General features: G+C 61.4%; 27 protein-coding genes. 8 read left to right on the forward strand and 19 right to left on the reverse strand.

The genetic code is table 11. From position 1 onward, the window contains the following. Positions 1-230: 230 nt before the first annotated feature. Positions 231-1,358: a sugar diacid recognition domain-containing protein gene (locus EDD78_RS12700; protein WP_132085191.1), complete on the forward strand. Its 1,128-nt coding sequence runs from the start codon at positions 231-233 to the stop codon at positions 1,356-1,358. 57 nt (positions 1,359-1,415) lie between these two features. Continuing rightward, positions 1,416-1,883 (forward strand): pyridoxamine 5'-phosphate oxidase family protein, encoded by a 468-nt coding sequence (locus tag EDD78_RS12705; RefSeq protein ID WP_132085192.1) that lies wholly within the window; start codon positions 1,416-1,418, stop codon positions 1,881-1,883. A gap of 79 nt (positions 1,884-1,962) precedes the next feature. Here EDD78_RS12705 and EDD78_RS12710 read toward each other — a convergent pair whose 3' ends face one another. The 5 genes from EDD78_RS12710 to EDD78_RS12730 are packed head-to-tail and all read right to left on the reverse strand — an operon-like array spanning position 1,963 to position 6,245. Beyond that, entirely contained in the window at positions 1,963-2,823 is an 861-nt protein-coding gene (locus EDD78_RS12710; RefSeq protein ID WP_132085193.1) for a KilA-N domain-containing protein, read from the reverse strand. A gap of 15 nt (positions 2,824-2,838) precedes the next feature. Beyond that, positions 2,839-3,570 (reverse strand): class I SAM-dependent methyltransferase, encoded by a 732-nt coding sequence (locus tag EDD78_RS12715; protein ID WP_132085194.1) that lies wholly within the window; start codon positions 3,568-3,570, stop codon positions 2,839-2,841. Between the two features lie 14 nt (positions 3,571-3,584). Beyond that, positions 3,585-4,451 carry a carbon-nitrogen hydrolase family protein gene (locus tag EDD78_RS12720; RefSeq protein ID WP_132085195.1) on the reverse strand — a complete coding sequence of 289 codons (867 nt, stop codon included), beginning with the start codon at positions 4,449-4,451 and terminating at the stop codon, positions 3,585-3,587. Between the two features lie 10 nt (positions 4,452-4,461). Next, positions 4,462-4,875, reverse strand: coding sequence for a GtrA family protein (locus EDD78_RS12725; RefSeq protein ID WP_341455964.1), 414 nt, complete (start codon positions 4,873-4,875; stop codon positions 4,462-4,464). 14 nt (positions 4,876-4,889) lie between these two features. Then, positions 4,890-6,245, reverse strand: coding sequence for a sugar transferase (locus EDD78_RS12730; protein ID WP_132085196.1), 1,356 nt, complete (start codon positions 6,243-6,245; stop codon positions 4,890-4,892). A gap of 206 nt (positions 6,246-6,451) precedes the next feature. On the opposite strand from EDD78_RS12730, the gene glgA reads away from it, so the two are divergent. The 3 genes from glgA (at position 6,452) to EDD78_RS12745 (ending at position 9,409) form a co-directional block, all read left to right on the forward strand. Continuing rightward, complete coding sequence (glgA, locus tag EDD78_RS12735; RefSeq protein ID WP_132085197.1) at positions 6,452-7,894, forward strand: glycogen synthase GlgA; 1,443 nt, start codon at positions 6,452-6,454, stop codon at positions 7,892-7,894. A 240-nt stretch (positions 7,895-8,134) separates the two neighbouring features. Then, positions 8,135-8,719, forward strand: coding sequence for an orotate phosphoribosyltransferase (gene pyrE, locus EDD78_RS12740; protein ID WP_079697875.1), 585 nt, complete (start codon positions 8,135-8,137; stop codon positions 8,717-8,719). Then, the gene (locus tag EDD78_RS12745; protein WP_079697874.1) at positions 8,720-9,409 is read left to right on the forward strand and encodes a JAB domain-containing protein; all 690 of its coding nucleotides are present in this window, start codon (positions 8,720-8,722) and stop codon (positions 9,407-9,409) included. 65 nt (positions 9,410-9,474) lie between these two features. Here the strand turns inward: EDD78_RS12745 and EDD78_RS12750 are convergent, their stop codons facing one another. The 14 genes from EDD78_RS12750 to EDD78_RS12815 form a co-directional block, all read right to left on the reverse strand. Next, a complete protein-coding gene (locus EDD78_RS12750; RefSeq protein WP_079697873.1) occupies positions 9,475-10,848 on the reverse strand; it encodes an extracellular solute-binding protein in 1,374 nt (457 codons plus the stop codon). Between the two features lie 242 nt (positions 10,849-11,090). Beyond that, complete coding sequence (locus EDD78_RS12755; protein WP_079697872.1) at positions 11,091-11,939, reverse strand: carbohydrate ABC transporter permease; 849 nt, start codon at positions 11,937-11,939, stop codon at positions 11,091-11,093. A gap of 18 nt (positions 11,940-11,957) precedes the next feature. Continuing rightward, positions 11,958-12,875, reverse strand: coding sequence for a carbohydrate ABC transporter permease (locus EDD78_RS12760; RefSeq protein WP_079697871.1), 918 nt, complete (start codon positions 12,873-12,875; stop codon positions 11,958-11,960). Between the two features lie 98 nt (positions 12,876-12,973). After that, positions 12,974-13,714, reverse strand: a complete 741-nt coding sequence (locus EDD78_RS12765; RefSeq protein ID WP_079697870.1) for a GntR family transcriptional regulator — start codon at positions 13,712-13,714, stop codon at positions 12,974-12,976. A 71-nt stretch (positions 13,715-13,785) separates the two neighbouring features. Then, positions 13,786-14,961 carry an SIS domain-containing protein gene (locus tag EDD78_RS12770; RefSeq protein ID WP_207668683.1) on the reverse strand — a complete coding sequence of 392 codons (1,176 nt, stop codon included), beginning with the start codon at positions 14,959-14,961 and terminating at the stop codon, positions 13,786-13,788. Between the two features lie 37 nt (positions 14,962-14,998). Next, positions 14,999-15,976: a 2-hydroxyacid dehydrogenase gene (locus EDD78_RS12775; RefSeq protein WP_132085199.1), complete on the reverse strand. Its 978-nt coding sequence runs from the start codon at positions 15,974-15,976 to the stop codon at positions 14,999-15,001. A 15-nt stretch (positions 15,977-15,991) separates the two neighbouring features. Continuing rightward, a complete protein-coding gene (locus EDD78_RS12780) occupies positions 15,992-17,368 on the reverse strand; it encodes a family 4 glycosyl hydrolase (protein ID WP_165873231.1) in 1,377 nt (458 codons plus the stop codon). Between the two features lie 172 nt (positions 17,369-17,540). Beyond that, a complete protein-coding gene (locus EDD78_RS12785; RefSeq protein WP_132085201.1) occupies positions 17,541-18,491 on the reverse strand; it encodes a hypothetical protein in 951 nt (316 codons plus the stop codon). 241 nt (positions 18,492-18,732) lie between these two features. Continuing rightward, entirely contained in the window at positions 18,733-19,524 is a 792-nt protein-coding gene (locus EDD78_RS12790) for an SDR family NAD(P)-dependent oxidoreductase (protein WP_132085202.1), read from the reverse strand. A gap of 171 nt (positions 19,525-19,695) precedes the next feature. Next, positions 19,696-21,375, reverse strand: coding sequence for a dihydroxy-acid dehydratase (gene ilvD / locus EDD78_RS12795; protein ID WP_132085203.1), 1,680 nt, complete (start codon positions 21,373-21,375; stop codon positions 19,696-19,698). 4 nt (positions 21,376-21,379) lie between these two features. Continuing rightward, positions 21,380-22,390, reverse strand: coding sequence for a 4-hydroxy-2-oxovalerate aldolase (dmpG, locus tag EDD78_RS12800; RefSeq protein ID WP_079697863.1), 1,011 nt, complete (start codon positions 22,388-22,390; stop codon positions 21,380-21,382). After that, on the reverse strand, positions 22,390-23,274 hold the full coding sequence (locus tag EDD78_RS12805; RefSeq protein ID WP_132085204.1) for an acetaldehyde dehydrogenase (acetylating): 885 nt from the start codon (positions 23,272-23,274) through the stop codon (positions 22,390-22,392). The genes dmpG and EDD78_RS12805 overlap by 1 nt, the downstream gene beginning before the upstream one ends. Before the next feature lie 123 nt (positions 23,275-23,397). After that, entirely contained in the window at positions 23,398-24,123 is a 726-nt protein-coding gene (locus EDD78_RS12810; protein ID WP_132085205.1) for a polysaccharide deacetylase family protein, read from the reverse strand. Further along, on the reverse strand, positions 24,120-24,518 hold the full coding sequence (locus EDD78_RS12815) for a hypothetical protein (RefSeq protein WP_079697861.1): 399 nt from the start codon (positions 24,516-24,518) through the stop codon (positions 24,120-24,122). Before EDD78_RS12815 ends, EDD78_RS12810 begins: the two co-directional genes overlap by 4 nt. Positions 24,519-24,853: 335 nt before the next feature. Here EDD78_RS12815 and EDD78_RS12820 point away from each other — a divergent pair, with 335 nt between their 5' ends. The 3 genes from EDD78_RS12820 to EDD78_RS12830 form a co-directional block, all read left to right on the forward strand. After that, positions 24,854-25,594, forward strand: coding sequence for a GntR family transcriptional regulator (locus tag EDD78_RS12820; RefSeq protein WP_159448872.1), 741 nt, complete (start codon positions 24,854-24,856; stop codon positions 25,592-25,594). A gap of 55 nt (positions 25,595-25,649) precedes the next feature. Beyond that, positions 25,650-26,402 (forward strand): fumarylacetoacetate hydrolase family protein, encoded by a 753-nt coding sequence (locus EDD78_RS12825; protein WP_079697859.1) that lies wholly within the window; start codon positions 25,650-25,652, stop codon positions 26,400-26,402. An 81-nt stretch (positions 26,403-26,483) separates the two neighbouring features. Beyond that, positions 26,484-26,702: hypothetical protein (locus EDD78_RS12830; protein WP_132085206.1), on the forward strand; the 219-nt coding region annotated here is incomplete at its 3' end.

A 26,702-nucleotide genomic window follows, 5' to 3' on the forward strand; every position in this document is an offset into this window, starting at 1 on the left:
ACAGATGTGAATTTTTTTACTTTTCCCCATAAAATTCTATAAATTTGTATCGAATCACAGTAGAATAAAAGATAGAATGTAATTATAATAATAAATAAGGAGTGAAATCCAAGAATCTTCCGTGTATTTTGTCAAAATACTAAGTTTCTTACGACTACAATGTAAAAATTGACACAATTCGACAAAGTACTCCCTGCGATGCGCAGGATGAGAAAGGACAGCTCGGCGCTATGGACAACATGGAAAGCATCACCCATCGATTCATCGGACTGGTCCGCCCCCTGGTGGGCGGGCGCGCGGTCTACGTCGCGGACCAGGACGCCATCATCACCGCCTCGACCGACCCGGGGCTGATCGGCCGCCGGCACGAGGGGGCGCGCGTGGCAATCCTCTCCTCCCAGATCGTGCGGATCTCGCAGCACGACCTGCCGCAGTATCCCGGCTCGGGCGAGGGGGTCATCCTACCCCTCAGCGGCCCGGACTGGCGCGGGGCGGTCGGCATCTGCGGCACGCCCGCCGAGGTGGAGGAGCAGGGCAATCTGCTGCGCCTCTGCCTGACGCAGCACCTCGAGCGCAGCGCCCTGGCCGGCTCCCAGCTTTATAAGGACTACCGCCAGCGGCTGCTGCAGCTGCTGATCTACGGCGAGTGCCCCGGACAGGAGCTGCAGCGCCTGTGCACCCTGCTTGGGGTGCAGCTGCAATTCCCCATGCGCGCGCTCGTGCTCTCCTCGGGCGGGCGCAGCATGATTAAAGACGGCTCGCTCACCGCGCTGCTGATCGACCGGGGCTTCATCAACCCGCAGCGTGACGTCTACGGCGTGGAGGGCGACCGGTTTGTGCTGCTGCGCTACGCGCCGCCGCCCGAGCCGGGCGAGCCGACGATCGCAAGGCAGCTCTATGACCTGGTGCGCGAGCACTTCATGGTCGAGCCGGTGCTCGCGCGCGGCGAGGCATGCGAGGACTATCTGGGGCTTTGCGCGTCTTACCGCGAGGCCAACTGGCTCAGCCGGCTCGGGCAGGGGTACCGGGACATGAGCGACCGCGCGCAGGAGGCGCAATATCTGCTCGGGCAGGTGGACCCCGGGGCGTGCGAGCGCCTCATCGGCCCGATCTACCGCGACATGCGCCATCAATTTACCGGCGAGTTCGAGGACATCATCTCCACCATTGAGTTCTACTGCACCGGCGAGGGGCTGGCCGCCGCCGCCGGGCAGCTGCACATCCACAAAAACACCCTGATCTACCGGATCAAGAAGGTCTCCTCCATCGCCGGGGTCGAGAAGGAAAGCGCCTTCGTCAAGGAATTTTTCCTGCGCCTGCTGGTGCAGTACCACCGCCAGCACACCCGCAAGCCCTAGCTTGCAAATTTCCTGCGGCTGCGGTACAATCAGAAAAAACGCCGGAGGGGATGCCAAATGAGAAGAAGGGACCGTGCGCTGCCGGAGGACGAGGCGCAAAAAATCCTGCAGGAGTGCGAATACGCCTCCCTTTGTACCGTCGGCGCCGACGGCGCGCCCTACTCTGTGCCCGTCTCCCCCGTCCTGCTACAAGGGGCGGTCTACTTCCATTGCGCCAAGCAGGGGCAAAAGCTCGATAACATTGCGCGGGACCCGCGCGTCTCGCTCTGCTGCGTGGGCAAAACCCGGCTGCTGCCGGAGGAATTCTCCACCCTGTTCGAGTCGGCGGTCGTCACCGGGCGCGCTTCGATGGTGGAGGACGAAGCGCAGAAGGTCGAGGTGCTGCGGGCCATCTGCCAGAAGTATGCCGCCTCGAATATGCACAATTTCGAGCGGGAGGTCGCGCGCTCGCTGCATCGCACCGGGATCTGCAAAATCGAGATCGAGTCGGTCACCGGCAAGGCCAAGCGCACGCCGCGGGAATAAGCTGTAAATTGGCAAAGGCACGCACTTTTTAAAGTGCGTGCCTTCGTTTTTCCCATCGCTTTAAAACCTGAAATTCACGTCAATTCTTTTCGCTCTCCCCGCCGCCGGACCCGGGCAGCGCGCCGGGGCGCATCCCCTCCAGCGTGCGCAGCTGGCCCAGCGCCAGCTCATGCAGCAGCACCAGCCGCTCGGACTGGCTCTTGCCCTGCCCGATCAGGATGGCGTTGTAGCTCTCGAGGTTGGCCAGCACCAGGAGCTGGTGCAGCCCCGCATCGTCGCGCAGGTTGCCCGCCCTTTTGGGATTTTGCTCCCGCCACTGCCGGGCGGTCATCCCGAACAGGGCCACGTTGAGCAGGTCCGCCTCGCTGGCATAGGTCATCGACACCTGCGCGGGGGTCAGGCGCGGAGGCAGCAGATTTTGGCGGATCGCGTCGGTATGGATGCGGTAGTTGAGCTTGGAAATCTCCCGGTTGAGGTTCCACTCCAGCGACAGGCGGCTGTTTTCGTCGCTCTTGAGGCGCTTGTAGTCCTTGATGATATAGAGCTTGAACTCGGCCGAGACCCAGGATGCGAACTCGAACGCGATGTCCGAGTGCGCGTATGTACCGCCGTACCGCCCGGCCTTGACCGTCATCCCGGCGGCGCCCACCCCGGCAATCCACTTGCTGGGCGACATGGTGAACGCGTGCAGCCCGGCCTGCTTCCTAAACCCGTCGAATTCGACGGGTTTAAACCCGGGGTTGTGCAGGCTCTCCCACAGGCCGAGAAATTCCAGCGTATCCCGGCTGCGCATCCAGTTTTTGATCACGTCGTTCGGCTCGTCGCTGCGGTAGCGCGCGATGTCGGTCAGGGAAAGGTATTCGTTTTGGAAATCGGAAGTGTAGATGCGGATGTCCAGCCCCTTGGCGTGCAGGGTCTCCTGCACATTCTCCTTCGGCATGGCCGCTCCCCCCTTTTAGTTTTTGACGGCCGCCACCAGCAGCATCATCGGGCGGCGCATCTCGTCCGCCATCCCCGGCAGGGAGCGCATTTCCCGCGGGGGCTGCGGCTCCACGATCCGGCGCAGGGAAAGCCCGTTTTGCAGCAGGGTGTCGAGATAGGTGGTCAGGGTGCGGTGGTACTTCACCACATGCTCGCCGAGGAAGCGCGCATCCCGCTCCCCCTCGTAGTAGTAGTTGTCCACCGGGAAGTGCAGGATTTTCCCTTCCCCATCATAGTACCAGTCCTGGCTGCCCTCGGCGGTAAAGACGGGGTGCTCCACCGAAAAGACGAAGTCCCCGCCAACGCTCAGCCAGCCGGCGATCTTTGCCGCCAGCGTGCCGAAGTCGCGCACATAGTGTAAAGCCAAAGAGCTTAACACTATGTCGAAGCTCCCTGCGGGGAAGTCGAGGTCCTCCATCGCGGCAAGGCGGTACGCCACCTGCGGCGCCGCCGTCTTCTCCTTGGCCACCTCGAGCATCCTCTGCGAGATGTCGGTGCCCAGCACCGAGCGAGCGCCCCCCTCGGCGGCATAGATGCAGTGCCAGCCGTAGCCGCAGCCGAGGTCCAGCACCCGCTTGCCCGCGAAATTGGGCAGCAGCTGCCGCAGCTGCTGCCACTCGCCCGCGCCCGAGAGCCCCTGCTGCGAGCGGCTCATCTGGCTGTATTTCTGGAAAAATATCGGGTCGTCATATTTGTTTTCTTTCATCGTAAACCTTTCCGCTACTCTTTTTTCGTCAAATGCCGGTAAGCGGATACCTTGCGGTATTTGCCCAGGTCCTCCCGCCGACGGTATTCCCGGATAAAGTCGAGGTCGAAGGTGACGCAGAATACCCCGTCCTCCTCCTCGGGAGCAAGCAGCAGCGTGTTGTCCACCACCTGCCCCTCCTCATCGAAGGCCGCCGGGCTGAAGGCGCAGGAGCGTCCGAAGCGCTTGCCCGGAGGATTGGCCATCGCCACCCCGACCATATTCTCAATCGCGCGCACCGAAAGCTCCCGCAGCCTCGGGGCCATTTCGGAACAGTCGTTGGGCACCAAAATCAGCTCGGCCCCCGCGAGCATGAGCTCTCTCGCACTCTCGGGGTACTCGCGGTCATAGCAGATCATCAGCCCGATCTTCACCCCGCAAAAGTCGGCGACGTAGAAGCCCTCCCCGCTCTCCAGGTACCGTTCCCAGTCGAAGTCACAGGTATGTACCTTGCTGTAGGTGAGCGCGATCTCCCCGTCCTTCCCGATCAGAAAGGCGGTGTTGCGCGGGTAGCGCTCCCCCCTGCTGAAGCCGGTGATCACCGCGCCGATTGAGAGCGCCTTCGCCTCCTGGCAGACGCGCCGCAGCGGTTCGCTCCCGGGGGTCAGGGCGTTTTCACAAAAATCCTTAAAGTCCGGATGGTCTCCGATCTGCGAAAGCGGCAGCAGGCTCGTAAGGATTTCTGGCGGCTGGTAGCCGGTCAAAAAGCACTCGGGGAACAGCACGAGGTCGGCCCCCTGCTCCTTTGCCACGCGTAAGAAATGCAGCGCCTCTTCGGTGTTTTGCCGCCGGTCGGTGCCGCCCACCCGGTGCTGGACCAGGGCCAGCTTGATCTTGTCCATTCTTGCCGCCTCACTTCTTTTTAAAGATAATCAGCTTGCTGAAGAGATAGTTGAGCACGATCACCACCACATTGGAGGCGATCTTGGCGATCATGTCGTTCTGCGCCAGCAGGTCGACCGCCACGAACATGAAGGCCATGTCGAACACCCCGCTGAGCAGCCGGCAGCCGAAGAAGAGGCCCATCTCCCGCGCAATGGCGGAAAACCCTTGTGACTTGCTCTCGAAGACCCAGGTGCGGTTGGTCAGGTAAGCGAAGAGCACCGAAAGCACCCAGGCCAGGGCGTTCGCCACCAGGTAATGGATGTGCAGCAGGTCGTTTAAAGCGAAATAGGAGACGATGTTGCACAGCGTGGTCAGCACGCCGAAGACCAGGTAGAGCAGGATCTCCCTGTACTTTTTCATCAGGTTCCAAATGGTTTCCAAAGTGCGAATACTCCTTAGCGATGATTTTGTTCGGGCGCGTCCACCCCTTCGGTGCTGTCCTTTAAAAACAGGATCTTGAAGGTGAGGAACATCAGCTTAAAGTCCATAAGCAGCGAATAACGCTCGATATAGAGCAGGTCCATGAGCAGCTTGTCCTCGGGGGTGGTGTTGTATTTTCCGTACACCTGGGCGTAGCCGGTCAGGCCGGCCTTGACCTTGGTGCGGTACTTGAATTCTGGGAACTGTTTGATGTTCTCCTCCACCAGCTCGGGGCGCTCGGGCCGCGGGCCGACCACCGACATGTCCCCGCGCAGGATGTTGATCAGCTGGGGCAGCTCGTCGAGCCGGGTCGCGCGGATCACCTTCCCCACCGGGGTGATCCGCTCATCATTTTTCTGCGCCAGCCTGGCCACCCCGTCGCGCTCGGCGTCCACGCGCATGCTGCGGAATTTGTAGAGCTCGAACACCCGGTCGTGGTCGGTCAGCCGCCGCTGGCGGTAGAGCACCGGCCCGCCGTCGTAGAGCTTGATGGCGAGCGCCACCGCCAGCATGAAGGGCGAGGCGAGGATCAGCCCAAAGGCCGACACCAGGATATCCACCCCGCGCTTTAGGAGGCGCTGCTCGGTGGTCAGCTGGTAGTTCTTGCACAGCAGCACCGGGGAGTCGAAAATATGGGTGGATTGGGCGGTGCTGATGATGATGTCCTCGACGTTCGGCACGATATAGACGCGCACCCCCTGCTCGTAGCAGAAGTCCACGATCTCGTTGCGCAGGTTGAGGTCGATGTCCGAGATCATCACCGTGTTGACCCGCAGGATCGCCCGCTTGATCTCCCCGGGGTCCTTTTCCTGGGTCATGATCCGCTGGAGCTTATACCGCTCGCGTATGCTCTTCACCCTCGCCGTGAGGCGCTCGGCGCGCTCAATGTCCCGGCAGATGATCAGCACGTCGCGCACCGGGTAGATTTTAAAGTAGACAAAATTGGAAAAATAGGTGATGACGGTGGTGGTGAAAAATTGCAGCAGCCAGAGCACCACCATGGGCGCCGCCTCGAGCATCCGCCGCCCGACCAGCGAGAGCTGCAGGTAGGTGACCACGTTGACGAAAACCAGCGCCAGGCCGTTGGAATAGAGCACCTCGCCGTAGCGGGCGCTGCCGGTCTTGAAGCCGCCGTACATCGAATTGAAGGCGAAGTAGACCAGGCAGTAAATCAAAATCACCACAAAGTTCCCCTTGTAGTAAAAGCGCGTCTGCGTGTAGCTGACGTCCCAGATGAGCACGAACAGCCCCGTGACCGCCAGCAGCAGCAAAAGGCGGCAGAGCAGCATGATGGTGCGCCGGTACTTGTAGCGTTTCTTCTGCTGTTCCAAGCCGATCCCCCTTTCCCGGTAAAAAAGCGAAGCCTTTGGATTCTTTTATTTTACCCCATCCGACAGCATTTTACAATCAAAACCGGGCATTTTTTCCTGTTAAGCGGCATAGAATGAGGATAGCCCTTTCCAGAATCTGCTTTTTGTTGTATACTAGAGACAAAGACAAGCCATATCCGTGAGAGGGCAAGGAGGGAGGAACGAAAATGAAGAAAATTTTGTTCGTGGCGAGCGAATGCGTGCCTTTCATCAAAACCGGGGGCCTGGCCGATGTGGTGGGCGCCCTGCCGGGGGCGCTGGACAAGAGCCGGTTCGACGTGCGGGTCGTCCTTCCCGACTATGCCTGTATCCCCGCCCCGCTGCGCGACAGCCTGCAATATGCCGGCAGCTTCCAGATGAACCTGGGATCTCTCGGCGAGCAGTATGTCGGGATTATGCAGACGGTGCGGGATGGTGTGACCTATTACCTGATCGACAACCAGCATTATTTCAGCGGCCCCACCCCCTATGGCGACCTGCGGTGGGACATTGAAAAGTTCTGCTATTTCTGCAAGGCGGCCCTGTCCATCCTGCCCTCCGTGGGCTTTCGGCCGGATGTGATCCACTGCCATGACTGGCAGGCCTCCATGGTCCCGGTCTTTTTGCATGAAATGTTTTTGGACAACCCCTTCTACCGGGGGATCCGCACCGTGGTGACCATCCACAACCTCAAGTTCCAGGGGGTCTGGGACATCCCCACCTTCCAAAAAATCACCGGCCTGCCCGAGCGGGTCTTCACCCCCGGGCGGATGGAATTCCATAAGGACGCGAACATGCTCAAAGGCGGCCTCGTCTATGCCGACCGGATCACCACCGTCAGCCCGACCTATGCCGAGGAGATCAAAATGCCCTACTACGGCGAGAAGCTCGACGGGCTGCTGCGCTCTAAGAGCGGTGACCTTTGGGGGATCCTCAACGGGATCGACTATGGAATCTATAACCCCGAGACCGACCAGAAGCTCTATGCCACCTACAGCAAGGACAATTTCCGCTCCGGCAAGGCCCAGAACAAGCGCCGCTTACAGCAGGAGCTGGGCCTGCCGCAGGACCCGGACGCGATGATGATCGGGATGATCACCCGCCTGACCGACCAGAAGGGGCTGGACCTCTTGGCCTATGTGATCGAGCGGCTGCTGCTCAGCCGGGTGCAGCTGGCGGTGATCGGCACCGGGGACGCGAAATATGAGAGCATGCTGCGCCACTTCGAGTGGACCCGCAAGGACAAGGTGTCCGCCTCGATCATGTTCGACGACACCCGCGCGCACCGGCTCTACGCCGCGTCGGACGCAATTTTGATGCCCTCGCTCTTCGAGCCCTGCGGCCTGACCCAGCTGATCGCCCTGCGCTACGGCAGCCTGCCCATCGTGCGGGAGACCGGCGGGCTCAAGGACACCGTACGCCCGTATAACCGGTACGAGGGGACTGGCACCGGCTTCTCTTTTAGGGATTACAACGCCGACGACATGCTCAGCACCATCTACTTTGGCGAGATGGTCTTCTACGACGACCGCCGCGCTTGGGACGCGATGGTCCGCCGCGGGATGGAGACGGACTTCTCCTGGAACACCTCGGCGCGCCGGTACGAGGAGCTGTATGACCAGCTCTCCTGAAAGCGGCAGCCCACATGCATTTCCGTGCGTGAAATGAGGCCGCTTTGGGCTCGCACCGGGTACTGAACTGAAAAAAGGCAGGACGGGAAACCCGCCCTGCCTTTTCTATTTCGGTAGTCCTTTAACCGACTTTGCAAAAATACAAATTTTTCGGCCACAAACCGAAAAAAGATTCCTTTTTGCGCCGCGTTTTGCTATAATGGGAACAGAAATTTGATAATGAGACAGGAGCGTTGATTTATGATCAGCAGAGAGCGCGTCATCGAAATCCTCAAGGAGGCCGGCGTCCTGCTCGAGGGGCATTTCATCCTCACCTCGGGCAAGCATTCGGACAAGTACCTGCAGTGCGCCAAAATTTTCCGCAACACCCGCTACAGTGAGGAGCTCTGCCGCAGCCTGGCCGAGCAGTTCGCGGATGATCGGGTGGACGTGGTGATCGGCCCGGCGATGGGTGCGGTACAGATGGCCTATGAGGTCAGCCGCTCGCTGGGGTGCGAAAACTTCTTCACCGAGCGCGTCGAGGGTAAGATGGCCCTGCGCCGCGGGTTCGAGGTCAAGCCGGGGATGCGCTGCCTGCTGGTCGAGGATGTGGTCACCACCGGCGGCAGCGTCAAGGAGGTCGTCGAGCTTTGCGAGCAGGCCGGCGGTGTGGTGGTCGGGATCGGTTCGATCGTGGACCGCACCGGCGGTAAGGCCGATTTCGGCTATCCCTTCAAATCGGTCGTCTCCTTTGAGGTCAACGCCTGGGAGCCGCAGGACTGCCCGCTCTGTCGTGAGGGCAAGCTCGAGGCCGTCAAGCCCGGCAGCCGCTCCCTGACGAAATAGATGGCCTCCAACAATCCTCATAAGGGGCACCGCGAGCGCCTGCGCAGTCAAATCAAGGCGCGCGGGCTCGACGGGCTGCCCGAGCACAATGTGCTGGAATACCTGCTCTTCCCGCTCATTCCGCAGCGGGACACCAACGAGCTTGCCCACCGGCTGATCGGCGAATTCGGCTCGTTTAGCGGCGTGCTCGATGCGGGCTATGAGCAGCTGCGCACGGTGCAAGGCATGACCGACAACGCCGCGCTCTTTCTGAGCTGCCTGCCGGATTGCCTGCGCCTCTACGGCGAGGGCTGCCGCCGCCAGGACCGGGTCTTCAAAAACAGCGAGGAGATGGGCGAATACCTCAAGCAGCAGCTTCAGGGGCGCAGCGATGAAACGCTGATCTGCCTCTTCCTCGACCTCAAGTACCAGATGATCGACTGCCGCGTCATCTCGGAGGGCGTCCCCTCGATGATCAATTTCCCCATGGCCAAGATCGCCCAGCTCGCCGTGCGCCTGGGCGCGTCGATCGTCACGATCGCGCACAACCACCCCAGGGGCTTAGCCATCCCTTCCGTGGCCGACCGTGAAACGACCAGCCGGCTGCGCGAAACGCTCGCGAGGATCGGGATCGACCTGTACGACCACATCATCGTCGGAATAGACGACGAGTTTGTCTCGATGCGCGCTTCCAATTACTTTATAAAATAGCGGATAGAAAGAGCCCCGGCAAAGGGATTGATCCTTTGCCGGGGCTCTCTTTTCGTTTGTGCGGTTTAGCGGTTGAGGTTGGTTTCGATCATGTCGTTGCCTTCCATCTCCATGGTGGCAAGCGCGGTGTCAATGTCGCCGGTCTCAACCATCTGCTGCAGCTGCTGACGCACGATGGTGTAGATCAGTTGCGAGGAGTCGAGGGTATAGGCGCCGTCCTCGTTGCCGTACTGGAGGATGTCCTTGGAGACCGCCAGCGCCTTCTCAACCGAGCCGACGTTCGGGTCGTATTCGAGATCAGCATTGGCCTCCTTGTGGGCGGCCAGCGAACCGACGCCCAGGGCCCAGGAACCGATCTGCTCAGGGGTGGTCATCTGCTTGACGAACTCCCAGGCGGCGGGCTTGTTCTTGCTCTCGGCCGAGACGATGTAGCCCCAGCCGCCGGTGGCCATGCAGTACGGATCGCTGCCCTCGACCATGGCGGGCATGTTGAAGTACTGGTAGTTCATGTCCGGCGCGTCGGTCGCGAGGCTCCCAGCGTACCAGGGGGCGCCCATGACCATGGCCGCGGTGCCCTGGATGAAGAGCTCATACCGGCTCGCGCCGATGTCGCAGATCACGTCCGGGTCGGCGGGGTTGGCGTACTTGAGCATGAACTCAGCGGCCTTTTTGGCCTCGGGGGTGTTGAAGTGCACCACGCTGTTGGCCTCATCGCGGTAGTCGCCGCCGTTCTGCCAGATCAGGGAGACGAACATCGCTTCCCACTGGGCGTAGGCGTAGGCCAGGCCCGACTGGGTGATGGTGTCGCCGCTCTTGACGGTCAGCTCCTTGGCGAAGGAAAGCAGCTCATCCCAGCTCTTGGGGCCGTTGTTCTCGACCCAGCCGTCGGGCAGGGTCTTGCCCATCTTCTCGAGCAGGTCCATGTTGACGAGCAGGCCCGGGCTCTCGACGTTGATCTCGGCCGGGATGCAGTAATACTGGCCTTCAAACTCCTTGTTCTTGAGCGCGCCCTCATAGAACTTCGCCTGCATATCTTCCTTGGAATAAACGCTGTCCGGCACCGGATCGAGCTTGCCGGCCTTGGCCCAGTGGGTGATCCCCTGCCAGGTCTGGGCGACGTCCGGCTGCTGGCCGGCGGCATAGGCCTGGGTGAGCTTGTCGGCGAACTGCGGGAAGTACTCCACCTTCACCTTAATGTCGGGGTTCTGCTGCTGGAACGCCTCGATCGCCGGATCGAACCAGCCCTTCCAGGGCGCGGTGTCCTGGGTCCAGAACACGATCTCGCCCGCAGGCGCGGCACCTTCGCCGCCCTCGCTGGCCTCGCCGCTCGCGGCGGGGGTTGAGCCCTCGGCCGCGGGCTCCTTGTTGCCGCCGCACCCTGCGAACAGGGACACGCTCAGCGCGCCCGCCAGAATCAGGGCAAATACTCGCTTCATCATAAAATAACCTCCATTGTCAATTTTTACTGACTTTTTATTCTTCCCTCATGAAGCGATACCGCCCCACGGGTATGAATACATTTTAATTTGCCGCGAAGCGGCACCTTATTGAGATGTTTTGCCCGAAGGGGCAAAACGCGGACATGTCCGCTCCCTACGGGGGAAACGTCTCCTTCGGAGCCGTCCGGGGGGCTGTGTCCCCCGTGATAGCTCACTAGGGGATGGGCGGCGTGTGAAAGGGTTTACCCTTTCACGCCGCCCATGGTGAGTCCCGCCACAAAGTTCTTTTGCGCCAGGGCGAAGATCACGCAGACCGGGGCCACCACCATGGTGGCGCAGGCCATCATCAGATCCATCTGGCTGCCGCGGTCCGAGTTGAGCGCCGACATGCCCACCGGGAGGGTGAACAGGTCGCGGCTGTTGACCGAGATCAGCGGCCAGAGGAAGGAGTTATACGAGGCCATGAACAGGAAGATGCACAGCGCCGCGGCAGCCGGACGCACCATCGGGAAGATGACCGAGAAGAAGGTGCGGTACTGCGAGCAGCCGTCGATCTCGGCGGCCTCGATATAATCGGTCGGGATATCCTGCATGAACTGGCGCATGAGGAACATGCCGAAGATGTTGACGAAGTACGGCACGGTCAGCACCAGGTAGGTGTTGGTCCAGCCGAAGCCCACCATGATCCGGTAGAGCGGGATCATCAGGGTGTCGTAGGGGATCATCATGCAGGCCATCAGCAGCCAGAAGAGGAGCTCCCTCCCCTTGAACTGGTATTTGGCGAAGACATAGCCGCTCAAAGCACTTGTGAAAACACCCATCACCGTGTTGAGCAGCGCGGTGACGACGCTGTTGAAATAATACCTTCCAAAGGGCATCTGCTCGAAGACCCTGGCGTAGTTGGAAAATTCCATCTTCTGCGGCCAGAAGGTCGGGGGCATCTGCATGAGCTCGGTCTGGCTCTTAAGGGAAGAGACGACCATCCAGTAGATGGGCACCAACACCGTCAGGGTGCCGACGAGCATCACCACCAGCGCGACATAATAGCCGGCGCCATGCTTCTTTTTCTCGGAAAGATTCTTTTCTTTCATTGCAATTCCCCTCCTCTCCTAGCTTCTCTTCTTGGGCTTGCGTTCCCGGGTCAGCAGCGACTGGATGACGCTGACCACCAGGATGATCGACATCAGCAGCAGGCTCATCGCCGAGGCGTAGCCGATGTCGCTGTTGTTGATGCCCCTCTTCATAATGTGCATCATGAGCACCATTGTCGAGGTTCCGGGGGTCCCCTTCCCTTCGGTGAGCACCTGGATCGGGGTAAAGATCATGAAGCCGTTGATGGTCGCCATGATGCAAACGAACAGGATGTTCTGCTTGATCAGCGGCACGGTGATCTTAAAGAATTTTTCCATCCCATTGGCCCCGTCGATGTCCGCCGCCTCATAGAGCGAGGGGTCGATCCCCTGGATGGCGGCGAGCAGGATGACGGCATAGTAACCGAAGATCGACCAGATCTGGATGACGGCGTAGCAGATCAGCGCCTGCGAGGCCGAGTTGATGAAGCCCTGCGCGGGCAGCCCCAATGCGCCGAGCATGGCGTTAATCAGGCCGTAGTTCTGATGGTACAGCCATTTCCAGACCAGCGAAATGGCAACCGCCGAGAGGACGGAGGGCAGGAAGTACACAAAGGTGTAAAATTTCTGCCACTTCGAGGTCATGGCGTTGAGACCGTTGGCCAGCAGCACCGAAAGGATCACAGTGGTGGGTACGATGTAGAGCACCGCCATTACGGTGTTGCGCAGCGCGATGGGTAAAATCGGGTCGGCGGTAAACATCTTGATGTACTGGTGCAGCCCTACGAACTTGTAGTCCGGATAGGCCATATGTGCGTTGGTAAAGCTGTAGATCACCACCATCACGATGGGCAGGAACATGAAGATAAAGAACCAGACCAGCAGCGGGATCAGGATGCTCGCCACAAACGCACGGCGCTTGAATTGGCGCTGATGGATCAGCTCCTTAAAGGGCACCTTGCGTCTCTGCCCCTTTGACGCGGGAGACTTTGACGCGGTAGGTTCTTTTGCCAATAATTTCGCTTCACTCACAGAGTTTCACTCCCTCATAAAAGTTATTTGAGTTCGACCGCGTAGGTGAAGAAATCGTCCCGCACCACGCTGTTGCAATATTCGATCAGCTGGGCCCCGGCCCAGGTCTGGCGCTGCAGGTTGATCGCCGGCCGCCCGGCCGGCAGGCCCATCAGCCGCCCCTCGGGCGCGGTGAGCGCCGCGGCCCGAAACTGCTCCACCGCCCGGTCGGGGTAGACCCCCAGCAGGCGCAGGGAGCTGTAGAGCCCGTTGGTTTTCACCATCTCGGCGGTGAGCGCCGGGGTGAGCGAACGGGGGATGTATGAGACCTCGATCGCGTAGCAGACCTCGTCCATCAGCCGCTGGCGGCGGATACAGAAGACCTGCTCTCCCGCGCGCAGCTCGAGCCTGTGGCGCACTGCCTCCTCCGGCGTCAGCGCCGAAAAGGACAAAAGTTTGGCCACCTCGTTCATCCCCCGCCGGCGCAGCTCGTCGCCAAAGGAATAGAACTTGGAGAGCTTCTTTTCCATCGTCGCGCGCCGCACAAAGGTCCCCTTGCCCTGCACCCGGTAGAGGTAGCCCTCGTTTTGCAGATCGTCCAGCGCCTTGCGCACCGTGATCCGGCTCACGCCGTAGGTTTCGCACAGCTCCCGTTCGGGAGGCATTTTGAAGTCCGGTCCCCACTGCCCGCTTTGTATCTTGTGCAGCAGGTCTTCCCGCACCTGGTAGTACAGGGCCACCGGCACCTGGCGCGCCAGGGCGTGACCCGTAAGGTCAACCGACATACCGCCTCACCCCCTTTTCATCTCCATGGCCATGGCCGAAGGAGGACACAAGGATCTCCAATCGAATCCGCTTACAGATCGTATACCGTCACGCCCTTGACCACCCGGTTGACGTCCCCCTGCGGGCAGGGGTTGTCGGTGGTGATCCCGAGAGCGAGGGATTTTTGCAGCCCCAGGCACTGCGCGAAGAGCAGGGAAGCGACCAGTGCCCCGGCCTCCTTGGGAAGCGCCATCTGCGGCAGCTCGTAGCAAACCTTCATATCGGCGCTCTCGATCCCGCTCGTACCCTTCTCCCCCACCAGGACCACCTTGTTCCCCTTGCGCTCGGCGATCAGCTCGCGGCAGAGGTCCTCGTCATACCGGCGGGAGAACGGGTCGCTCGAGAGGAAGTGCACCGTCACGGCGCTGTCGCAAAGCACCGTCTTTGGGCCATGCCGGAAGCCGGTGGCGGAATCATAGTTGGTGTTGACCTGCCCGTGGCTGAGCTCGAGCGACTTGATCGCGCCCTCGTGCGCGAGGCCCTTCATCGCCCCGCTCCCGAGGAAGATCAGCCTGTCGTAACTGGCCTTTGCCAGCTCTTCGGCGGCCAGGGCGATGGAATCGAGCTGCAAAGCCATTTTGGCGCTCAGCGCGCGGATGTCCCCGACCGCTTTGTCCAGCTCCTGGTAGTGGAAGGCGGCCCAGGCGGCGAGCAGCATGCAGCTCACCGAGCTGGTCATCGCAAAGCCCTGGTCGCAGGAGCGCGCGGGCATCAGCAGCGAGAGGGTGTCGGGCAGGGTGGTGGCGCACCGGTCCAGGTGGCTGCCCTTGCCGCAGGTGATTACCAAATTGTAGAGGTTGTGAATCTTTTTGCGGGCGTACTCGATGGTGCCCACGCTCTCGGGGCTGTCGCCCGAGCGCGCGAAGGACACGAGCAGGGTCGGCACGTCAAAGAGGCAGCTTTCGGGCGACGAGACGACGTCGGTGGTATGTACGCATTCGGCGCGGAGCCCCTTCTCACGGCCCACGAGCGCCGCCGCCATCTCCCCGATGAAGGCCGAGCTCCCGGCCCCGGTGAAGACGATCCGCAGCCCCGGCACCGCCAGCACCTGCCCGAGGAAGGAGGAAATCTCCCCCGCGCGCTCCTGCAGCATGTCGGCAAGCTCGTTCCAGAGCTCAGGCTGCTGGGCGATCTCGGTCGCGGTGAGCAGGGCGGTGCGCTGTTCAAAGTAAGCGGCGTCTTTGCCGCCAAGTAATGTTTTCATCATTGGTTCAGCTCCCATTTTTCGTTAGGGGTCTTGCCCGTCAGATCAGCCGGGACTTGACTTCCTTGCCCTCGAGCAGGTCGGCCATGTTGTAGGCCGACTGCATGGCCACGTTGTGGATTTCCCGGTCGGCCAGGCCCGCCATATGCGGGGTCAAAACGGTGTTCGGCAGCGAGAAGAGCTCGCTTTCCAAGAGGGGCTCCTCCTCGTACACATCCAGCGCCGCGCCCGCGATTTTCCCCTCGCGCAGGATCTTGGCAAGTGCCTTGGTGTCCACGATCGGCCCGCGCGAGCAGTTGACCAGAAACGCCTGCGGCTTCATGCTGCGAAGGCTTTCCTCGTTCATCAGGTGGTGGGTCTCGTCGGTCAGCGGGCAGGTGATCACCACGATGTCGCTCTGCGTGAGCACTTCTTGCAGCGGCAGATAGCGCACGCCGTATTTCTCCACCAGCTCGGCGTTTTCATATGGGTCGTAGGCCAGCACATCCATCTCGAAGCCCTGCGCGCGGCGCATGACGCCCTGGCCGATGGCGCCAAGCCCCAAAATGCCCAGCGTCTTGCGGGAGACGGCGCAGCCGCGCGCCACGCCCTCGCACCACCTGCCGGCGCGGATGTTTTGATCTCCCTGCGGGATCCGGCGCATGAGGGAGAGGATCTGCCCCCACGCGAAATCGGCCACCGCGTCAAAGTTCTGCCTGGGCACGTTGCAGGCGACGATCCCCGCGCGCTCGAGCGCCGGCAGGTCGAGATGGTCGCACCCGGCGCAGTTGAGGGAGATGTAGCGCAGCCCCTCGCACTGCTCGGTAAAGGGGGCGCCGATCTCGATGTCCGCCCCCATGAGGATGCCCTCCGGCTTCTCGGGCAGGGCGTTCCAATAGTCGATCAGCTCCTGCTGACCCCAGCCCTTGCGCTCGCTCTCAGCCAGCAGGATGGGCTCGACCCCGCGCTCACGCAGCGCCTCGAAGGCCTCGGGCTCCTGCTCGAAGGAGAAGGAGACGATCAATGCTTTCTTTGCCACTTTACTCACTCCTCCTTATTTATATTGCGGCAGGTATTCGCCGTGCTCGGCGATGAAGTCGTCCACCAGCGCCTCGGCGACCTTCCAATCGCTGAGAGCGCCGTCGAGAAGCATGGCCTCGACCCACAGCTTGCGGTCGCCGGTCAGCGCCGCCTGCACGGTGGGCTCGACCGGGGCCAGGCGCCGGGCGATAATGCCGGAAAGCTCCGGGCTAAAGCCTTCTACCTTTACAGGCAGGAAACCGAGGCCGGTAGCCGCCGCGGGCAGCTCGAGGACGGCATCCTTCGGGAGGGAGTCGACCGCCCCGTCGTTCGGGACGTTGACCGAGAACATCTTGCGCTCGTCGTTGAGGAGCGAGCGGATCATCTGCACGAGCTGCTCATGCTCGCCGGAGGAACGGGCGAACATCTCGGGCGCGACCTGGCCGTCGCCCTCACCCTGCTCAAACATGCTGCGGTAGGTGTTCTCGCCGCGCTCGAGCACCTTGTCGATCGGGTAGGCGTCCACCCCGAACACGCTGCCGTAGTAGTTCCCTTCGGGGAAGCGCTCGGGGAAGAACTCGACCGCGTGCCGATCCAGCACCGCCGGCAAGGCGCCGTAGCGCTCAAAGAGATCCCAGGAGAAGGGGTTGTCGAGGTGGTTGGGGATCTCCTTGTCGGTCAGCTCGGGGTTAAAGAAGTTGTATTTGTGCCCGCCGGCCTTGGCGGCCTCTTCCTTCTGCTTCCGGATGATCTCCAGCAGCTGGGGCTTCACGTCCTTGCCGTCGAGGCGGATGTCATAGAGGAAGGTCAGATGGTTGAGCCCCACGCCGACGGTGGAGATCCGGCTGACGTCCACGCCGAGCATACGCGCCAGGTAATTCTCCCCGTAGATCACCCCGTGGCAGAGGCCGACGAGCTTCATGCCGGTGGCGCGGCGCACGGCGGTGACGATCGAGGTCATGGGGTTGGAGTAGCTGAAGAAGTAGGCATCCGGGCAGAGGCGCTTGACGTCCTCGGCGATGGCGATCATCGCAGGGATCATCCGCTGGGCGCGGGAGATGCCGCCCGGCATGATCGAGTCGCCCACCGGCTGGTAGATGCCGTACTTGCGGGGGATCTTCACGTCCGCCTCCCAAGCCTTGCGCCCACCCACGGCGATGGTGACCACCACCATGTCCGCGCCCGGCAGCAGGTCGCAGCGGTCGGTGGAGGAGGAGATCACAATATCCGCGCCCCTCTGCTGGACCATCTTCTTGGCGAGCTTGGTGATGGATTCGAGGACCGGCGGGTTGATGTCGCACAGCGCGATCTCCCATTTCCCGGAGTCGAGCTGGATGAAGTCGGCGATCAGGCCCTTGGTGAAGACGGCGCTGCCCGCGCCGATCAGGACGATCTTTTTGCGTTCGCTCATAATATCGAAATCCTTTCTCATTACAGTTGAATTTAAAATGCGCCGCAGGTACCTTTTTGAGATGTTGCGCTCCTTTGGAGCGCAATACGGGCGTGCCCGCACCCTACGGGGGAAACGTCTCCTTCGGAGCCGTCCGGGGGACTGTGTCCCCCATGATTACGAACCAGGGTTTTTAACGGGAAGCGTCGAGCAGGTTGGTCACACACACATCTAAAAACCCGGCCAACATCTCCACCTGTCCCCGGTGGTCCAGGGAGTTGAGCCGCTCAACGTCCGCGGCGGGCATGAACATCTTGATGAACGGCGGGTCCTTCTTGCTCAGCTCATAGGCCGGATCCTCTTTGATCCCCGCATATGCGCGGTCATAGCAGCCGGGATGGTTGAGCTTGTCGATCTCGGCGAATATCCCGTAAGGGGTCTTTTTATAGCTGTAGATCGCCCCGAAATAGGGGTACAGGTCCTGCTGCCCGTCCCGCGTCTTGACGAAGCAGCGGTACCCGGCGGCGTACTGGCCGAAGTTGTCCGGGCACTTGCGGTCCGGCTCGATGGTGTAGCGCTCGCTTTTGATCGAGACGACCGCCTCCTCGAAGGCACAAGCCAGCTTGTAGTCTTCTGCAAGGTCGCAGAGTTTGAGCGAGAAGCCCGCCTGGCACGCGGCGGCGGCGATCGCCTCGGCGCACTCTTTTATGTAGTCCGAGATGGCCTTGACCTGCTCGCCGCGCTTCTTCCCGCACAGCGCGTCAAAGGCGTCCTGCGGCATGAAGAGCTTGAGGTAGTCGTCCTCGTCCCGGCTGATCTCGTAGCGGCTTCCCTCCCCCAGATTCTCCCACACGATGGGGAACGAAGCAGGGTTGCTCCTTTTATCCAGCTCGACCATCAGCCCGGTTCTCGTCTCGGGCAGGTAGATCAGCCCGATATGCAGATAGAACTTCTCGTCGGTCTCCTTGTTTCTCATGTGGCAGCGGCTGCCGTACCAGTGGCGGCCGATCGAGTCGCGCGCGCCCCGGTCGGGGACAAGCTCCACGGTTTCGCTCCCGACCGATTTGATCGCGTCGTCCAGCACATCTCCAAAGCGGTGCAGGCTCATCAGCTTTTCCATGTCAACGTGGAAGGCGTCGTTCATAATAATCTTTCCTTTCCAGGTATTGTGTCGCGGCTATCTTTCCCGGGGAACCCCTTGATAGGGTTCCCCACGCCCCGACAGTCCACCGGACTGCCGGGCCTCCCCTCCTGATCTTTTTAAGGGTCGGCGTTTCGTGCCGTGCGCGGCACGACCAAAGGCGCCGCCTTTGGATGTGGCGATTTTTTGAAAAAAATCGAGTAAAACTTGTTGTTTCAGGCCGCGGCCAAAGGTTAAACGGCGGTCAATCGCGGTTTAACATTTTCCAGGCGTAGTCCGGGTTCTGCACGCAGAACTTTCCGCCGGTAATCTCTAAGAACATCCCGGTCAGGTAACTGGCTGCGTCCGAGCAAAGGAACGCCACCGCGTTGCCCACGTCCTGCGGCTCGCCCAGCCGCCGTAAGGCGATCTGGCTTTGCAGCGCGTCGCCCCGCTCGTCGATGACCCCCTGGGTCATCCCGGTGGCGATCACTCCGGGGATGAAGCCGCAGACCCGGATGTGGTAGGGGGCCAGCTCCGCCGCCAAGGTCTTGGTCAGCGAGTAGACCGCCGACTTGCTGGCGGCATAGGCCCCGCTGCCCGCGCTGCCCAGGATGGCGGCGTAGGAGGCGGCATTGATCAGCACCCCGCCGCCGCGTTTGCTCATATACTTCTGCGCTTCCCTGCCGCACAGGAAGACCGAGCGCAGGTTGACGTTCATCACCGTGTCCCATTCCCCTGCGCTCATCTCGCACAGCGCCTTCTGCGGATAGATACCAGCGTTCGAGACGAAGATATCCACCCCGCCGAAATGCTCCTCGGCGGCTTTAAACATCCCCTGTACCGAGGCCTCGTCCGACACGTCGCAGGGAATTGCCAGCACCTCACCGAAGCGGGCGAGCTCCTGCTTCGCTTCCTCCAGCCGCTCGGCGCTGATGTCGCTAATAAAGACCTTACAGCCCTCCGCGAGCAGCGCCTTCGCAATGGCGAAGCCAATTCCCTTAATGGAGGCCGCGCCGCTCACGCCGGCGACCTTGCCACCCAGTCCATATTCCATTTCGCTGATCACTCCTTTCGATCCTTTAAAAGTTCACCTTTTAAATTGCGCCAGTTCCGGCTCCACCGAGGCGCAAACCATTGAAATTGTACCGGTTCCGGCTTTGCCGGAATGGCGGTTTTTAAACCGCCAAGGTGCAATTTTGAGAATGTTGAAAATTAAAATTATATTTTAATTTTCAACATTTAAGACCGCGCCCCGGCTGGCCGAGGTGGCCAGCTTCTCATAGATGGCGAGGTACCCGGTCTTATATTTCTGCTTCGGCGGCTGCCAGAGCGCCAAGCGCCTGGCAATCTCCTCCTCCCCCACTTCGAGGGTGATGGTTTTCGCCGGGATGTCGATGGTGATCCTGTCCCCGTCGCGCACCGCGGCGATCGGCCCGCCCGCGGCCGCCTCGGGCGAGACATGCCCGCAGAAGCAGCCGTTGTTGGTGCCGGAGAAGCGCCCATCGGTCACGATCGCCGTCGAGGTGGCGAGCCCCATGCCGTAGAGGTACTTCATCGCCTTGTACATCTCCCGCATGCCGGGGCCGCCCTTCGGCCCCTCGTAGCGGATGACGAGCACCGTGCCGGGCGCGATCTCCCCGCCCAGGATGGCGGTCTCCGCCGCCTCCTCGCAGTCGAACACCCGCGCGGTGCCGTGAAAGACATGCATCTCGGGGACGATGGCCGAGGGCTTGGTCACGCACCCCTCGGGGGCCAGGTTCCCGCGCAGGATGGCCACCCCGCCGCTCCTGGAGAAGGGTTCCTCGAGCGTCTTGATGACCTCCCGGTTCGGCGCGCGGTAGTGATAATTTTCAATGTTCTCCCCCACCGTCTTTCCGGTGACGGTCAGCGCCCCGCGCTCAAGCAGCGGCGAGAGCTCGCGCAGCACCTGCGGGATTCCGCCCGCGAGGTAGAAATCCTCCATGTTGTACTTGGAGGCCGGGTTGACCTTGGCGATTAGGGGCGTGGTGTCGCCCAGCGCCTCGAAAAGCCCGGTCACCTCGTCGGCCGAGAGCCCCGCCTCGAGCGCCACCGCGGTCAGATGGAGCACCCCGTTGGTCGAGCCGCCGGTGGCGTTCAGCACCCGGATGGCATTCGAGATGGATTCCCGGTTGATGATCTTGTCCGCCGTCAGGTTCTCTTTCACCAGGCGCACCGCCGCCTCGCCGGTGCGGTGGGCCATCCGGGTGCGCTCGGCGTAGACCGCCGGAATCAGCGCGCCGCCCGGCAGGGTCATCCCCAGCGCCTCACCCAGACAGCACATGGTGTTGGCGGTGCCGTAAAACGAGCAGCTCCCGCAGCCCGGGCAGCAGCTCTCCTCGAGCGAGTCGAGCTCGTCGGGCGCGATCTTCCCGGCCTTGAGCATGCCGCACCCCTCGGAGAGGGAGGTCAAATCGGAAGCCCTTCCGTCGAAGGGCGCGCCCCCCTGCATGGGGCCGCCGGGCAGCAGGATGGCGGGCAGGCGCAGGCGCGCAGCCGCCATCAGGAGCCCGGGCACGATCTTGTCACAGGAGCCGAGCAGCACCACCCCGTCGAGCCGGTGCGCCTGCACCATCACCTCGACGTCGTTGGCGATCAGCTCGCGGGAGGGGAGGATGTATTTCATCCCCTCGCTCCCCTGCGCGGTCCCGTCGCACGCGCCGATCACCCCGAACTCCACCGGGGTGCCCCCGGCGGCGTAGATGCCGTTTTTCACGCTCTGCGCGAGCGCGCGCAGGTTATAGCTGCCGGGGCAGACCTCGCTCCAGGTGTTGGCCACCCCGATGATGGGCTTTCTTAAATCCTCGTCCGAGAAGCCCATCGACTTATATACGCCCCGGTTGAAGCTGTAGTCGGGGCGGCGTAAGATTTCCTCGCTGCGCCGCATAGGCTCATTTCTCCTTTTTCTGCTGCGCCAGCCGGTAGGCGACGTCGAGGATCATGTCCTCCTGCCCGCCGACGGTGCGCAGCCGCCCAAGCTCGATCAGAATATCCCGCGCGTCCAGGCCGTAGCGATCGGCGGCCCGCTTGGCATGCAGGAAGAAGCTGGAATAAACCCCGGCGTACCCGATCGAAAGGGCGTATTTGTCGATGATCATCTGCACGCCGAGCTCCGGGATGTTGTCCTCGGCCGCGTCCATGATGGCGTAAAGGTCCTCCCCCGTCTCGATCCCGAGCTTGTGGAAAACAGCGGTCAGCACCTCGTGCGGCGCGTTGCCCGCGCCCGCCCCGAGGCCCCGCAGGGTCCCGTCGATGTAGTCCGCCCCGGCGTTCACCGCCGCGAGCGAGTTGCCGATGGCAAGCCCCAGGTTGTTGTGTGCGTGGAAGCCCACCGGCAGGCTGAGGTGTTCCTTTAAATAGGAGACCCGTGCCGCCGCGTCGTCCGGGACCATCGCCCCGGCCGAATCGGCCATGTAAACGGCGCTGGCACCATAGGACTCGAACTTCTTGGCCTGCTCCAGAATCTTCTCGGGCGGCTCCATGTGGCTCATCATCAGAAAGCCGATGGCTTCCATCCCGAGCTCGCGGGCCATCTTGATGTGCTGCTCGCCGACGTCCGCCTCGGTGACGTGGGTGGCGACCCGCACGAGCCCAGCGCCCATCTCATGAGCGCGCTTTAAGTCCTCCACCGTGCCGATCCCCGGCAGCAGCAGGATCCCGACCTTCGCGTCCCCCGCGTTGTCGAGGACCGCCTGCAGCACCTCATATTCGTCGTATTTCATAAAGCCGTACTGGCAGGAGGAGCCGGAAATGCCGTCCCCGTGCCCGCACTCGATGGTGGGGGCCCCGGCCTTGGCGAGCGCGGCGGCGATTTTCCCGGCCTGCTCGGGCGAATAGGTGTGGCGGATGGCGTGGCTGCCGTCGCGCAGGGTGGTGTCGATGATCCGTATTTTCTTCGCCATCAGCGTCTGCCCCCTTCCAGCTTGCGCGCGGCCCAGGTGTCGGCCATATGGACCGCCGCGCAGGTGATGATATCGAGGTTCCCGGCGTAGGGCGGCAGGTAGTCCCCGCTGCCCTCGACCTGCACCATGGTCACCACCGTATTGTCACCCGAAAGCTCGGGCTCCATGGTGACCCGGTAGCCCGGGACGTATTTTTGAAGCTCGGCGACCATCCTGCCCACCGACTCCCGGATCGCCGCGAGGTCGGGCGCATCCTTGGTGCGGCAGTAGACGGTGTTGCGCATCATCAGCGGCGGCTCGGCGGGGTTTAAAATGATGATCGCCTTGCCCCGCTTCGCGCCCCCGACCTTCACCAGCGCCGCCGAGGTGGTCTCGGTAAACTCATCGATGTTGATCCTGGTCCCCGGCCCGGCGCTCTTGGAGGCGAGGGTCGAGACGATCTCGGCGTACTCGACCTCCTGCACCCGGGAGACCGCCGCCACGATGGGGGTGGTGGCCTGCCCGCCGCAGGTGACCAGGTTGATGTTCGCACTGTCGAAGTGCTCCTCGAAGTTGACCACCGGCACCACATAGGGCCCGACGGCGGCGGGGGTCAGGTCGAACGCCTTCTTGCCCGCTTCCTTATATAAGGGGGCGTTCTTGAGGTGCTGCGAGGCGCTGGTCGCCTCGAATACGACCTCGATCTCGGGATCGTCCAGCAGCGGCTGCAGCCCGTGGATCTCGGTGCGCACCCCATATTCCTTGGCCTTGACGATCCCGACCGAGTCCTCATAGATCCCGACCATCATCGCAAGCTCCAGGTTCTGCGAACGCTTGCGTATCTTTTCCATCAGGTCGATGCCGATGTTCCCCGGCCCGACGATGGCGCATTTGATCTTTTTCACGCCGTCCTCCATTTCTGAGCGTTGTCTCTCTACTAAAAAAGTGGCGGTTTTGCCCCCGGCAAAATTCGGCCCGGCCGGGCCGAAAGCCGGTTTTTTCTGAATAGCTCGAAGGGTTCCTTCGAGCTATTTGCGTACCCGCTCCATCTTGAGGTTGCCGACCACATATTTATAGCCCGCCTCCTCGATGAACTTGTGCGCCCTGTCATAATAGGAATACTCCTCGCCGTAGAGCCAGCAGAAGACGTCGACCGGCTTCTGGATGTGGCTCTCGATGCGGCGCTTGCTCTCCACAATCTCCCGCTGCATATCCTCGTCCGAGGTGGTCTTGGTGATCTGGAAGTGGCTGCCGGTATGGCAGCAGATGACGTGCCGGCGGCTGATCTCCTCCATCTCCTCCCAGCTCATGGCGATCCGCTTATCATGCTGGTACTCCTCGGGGATGTCGGTGCGCAGATGATGGCTCTGGGCAAATTCGAGCTGCTCCTCATACGGCACATCCATGAAGAACCCGGGGACGTAGAACCAACCGGTAAAGTTGTATTTATCCAGGATCGGCAGCATGTAGTCGTAATGGCAGCGGTATCCCTCGAAGATGGCCGGGATCAGGCCGGGGCGCTCCTTGTGCCAGACGCCGGTGTCGAAGAAGCGGTCCATGTCCTCCACGGTGACGGGGGAAAAGTGCTCGGCGTAGTATTTGATTTCCGCCTCGAAGCGGGGAATGTCCTCCTTGTTGGTGCGGTGGTAGTTGATCACCCGTATGTAGGAGTTGTTGAGGAGGTAACGGAACATCTCCATGGTGCGCTTATCCTTGGTCACGCTCTGGGCAAAGGCCTGAAGATCGAAGCTCATTTCTGCTCCTCCTTTACGAAGTCCTTCACTACCTCGCGGTAGGGTGCAATGCGGAAAAACTTTTCGGCCATGGCGCTCATCGCCGGGGCGATCGCCGGATACGGGTCCTCGACCTTGCCGCTCTTGTCATAGTAGTAGGCGAAGATCAGCGCGGCCAGCCCCTGGATCAGCCCCAAGCCCTCGTCGGCCGGCGCCGGGGTGAAGGTCTTCTTCGCCCCTCCGGTCAGATCGTCCAGCCCGATGATGGCCGGGATCCCCTCCTCGGCGGTAACCCTCGTCTCGCAGTACTCGATCACCTTCATGAAGGATTCCTCGCAGCCTGCCAGCCCCTCTAAAAACTTTTCAATATCCTGCACGTCGATCCCCGACGCCTCCAGCAGATTCTTTTCGCTCATCTGGCTCCATCCTTTCCCGAGTTCAGTATTGATTTCCAAATTGGTTATGACAACATTATAATATGTCATTATTCCAAAGTCAACAGCTTTCTGAATATTTTCGTAAAATCTTAATTTGGATTTTTGTGCACATTGTACACCCTCCGCAATAATCCGCCGCAAACCGGCATAAAATGCGGGCCCGGGCGGGTCGGCCGGGCATGGAAAGCAAAAAAGGCTCTGGAAATTGGAAATGCTTCGTGGTAAGATAGAGCTGTAAATGACTGGAACTGTTGGCTTTCCTTATGTTATAACAATATGTCAACATGATTCTATATCCAAAGGAGACGGTTGTTATGTCGATTGACCTGCGGGACGCCGCGTTCAGCAAGGAGGTACCGGTCGCCCTGTACTACCAGCTCAAGGAGTCGCTGCTGCAAAAGATCCAGGATGAAACCTGGAAGCCGGGGCAGAAGATCCCCACCGAGCGGGAGCTCTGCGAGATGTACGGCGTGAGCCGGATCACGGTGCGCAAGGCGCTGGACGATCTGCAAAACGAGGACTACCTCTACCGCATCCAGGGCAAGGGGACCTATGTCAAGCGCTCGTCGATCGACTACCGGCTCTCGAAGTTCTATTCCTTCAATGAGGAGCTCAGCCGCCGGGGGCTCAAGGAGCGCGCGCAGATGCTCTCCTTCTCAAAGGTAGTCCCCGAGGACAAGGTGCGCGCCCAGCTCCATCTCGCCGAAGGGCAGGAGGTCTTTTGCGTCAAGCGCACCCGGTACATGGACGAGACCCCCTACGTCATCGAGATCAGCTATATCCCCAGTAGCCTCTGCCCGGGGCTCTGCCGGGAGGAGATCGAAACGGAGGGGCTATACAGCTCGATGCGCCGCCACGGGGTCCATCCCGACCATGCGACCGAGCAGTTTAGGGCCACCGGGCTGACCGGCGCCGAGGCGAAGCTCCTCTCCCTCTCCCCGGGCGAGCCGGCGATCAACCTGCGCCGGATCACCTGGGCGGGGAACACGCTGGTGGAATACTGCAACAGCATTGTGCGGGGGGACTTCTTCACCTACACCGTCGAGCTCAAATAAACAAAGTGGAGCGCCGCGGCGCTCCCTGTTTTTTCAGAAAGGAATGGTCACAGAGATGAAACTGCTGCGTTATACCCACGAGGGGCGCGAGGCTTTCGGCTTCCTGCGCAAGGACACCGTCTACGAGCTGCGCGGCGACCTGCTCGGCGAATACGAGGCCACCGGGGCCGCCCTGCCGCTCACGGCCCTGACCCTGCTGCCCCCGATCAACCCCACCAAGGCGGTCTGCGTGGGGCTCAACTACCGCGACCACGCCGAGGAGATGAACCTGGAAATCCCGGACGAGCCGGTCCTCTTCCTAAAGCCCTCCACCGCCCTGCTGCCCCCCGGCGGGACCATCCGCTGGCCGCGCCTCTCCTCCCAAATTGATTACGAAGGGGAGCTGGCCATCGTGATCGGCAAGACGGCGCATGAGGTGCCGCCCGAACGCGCCAAGGAGTACATCCTCGGCTACACCTGCGCCAACGACGTGACCGCGCGCGACCTGCAGCCGGGACACGGCCAATGGACGCTCGCCAAGGGCTTCGACACCTTCCTGCCGCTCGGGCCCTGGGTGGAAACCATGCTCGACCCCGGGGCGCTGGAGATCGAGACCCTGCTCGACGGGCGGGTCATGCAGCGCTCGAACACCCGGCATCTGATCTTCGACCCCCTCTTCCTGCTAAGCTACGTCTCGCAGGTGATGACCCTGCTGCCGGGGGACGTGATCCTCACCGGCACCCCCTCCGGGGTGGGCCCGATGGTCCACGGCTCCCAGGTGGAGATCCGGATCGAAGGGATCGGGAGCCTGCAAAACACCCTGGAATAACCGTCCGGAAAGACCCGGGGGCCCGCCAGATGGCGGGCCCCTCTCCGGTTTTTGTTGCATCTTCAGCCGGGATATGGAATAATGAAAGCAGCACAGGTGTTGCAGAAACCTACACCTTTAGAAAGAGCGGGATTTCTCCTAAAAGCAGGAAAAACCAGCCCGTTTTTCAGGCTGGCCGCGGCAAAAATGCGGGATTGGCAAAGGCGTACCTTTGCGCAGAGAGGACGGGACAAAATGGGAAAGAACAGGATCATGGCATTCGTGTTGGCGGCGGCGCTGGCGCTTTGCGTTCTGCCGGCT

The organism is Harryflintia acetispora, assembly GCA_004340125.1.
GTDB lineage: Bacteria > Bacillota > Clostridia > Oscillospirales > Ruminococcaceae > Harryflintia > Harryflintia acetispora.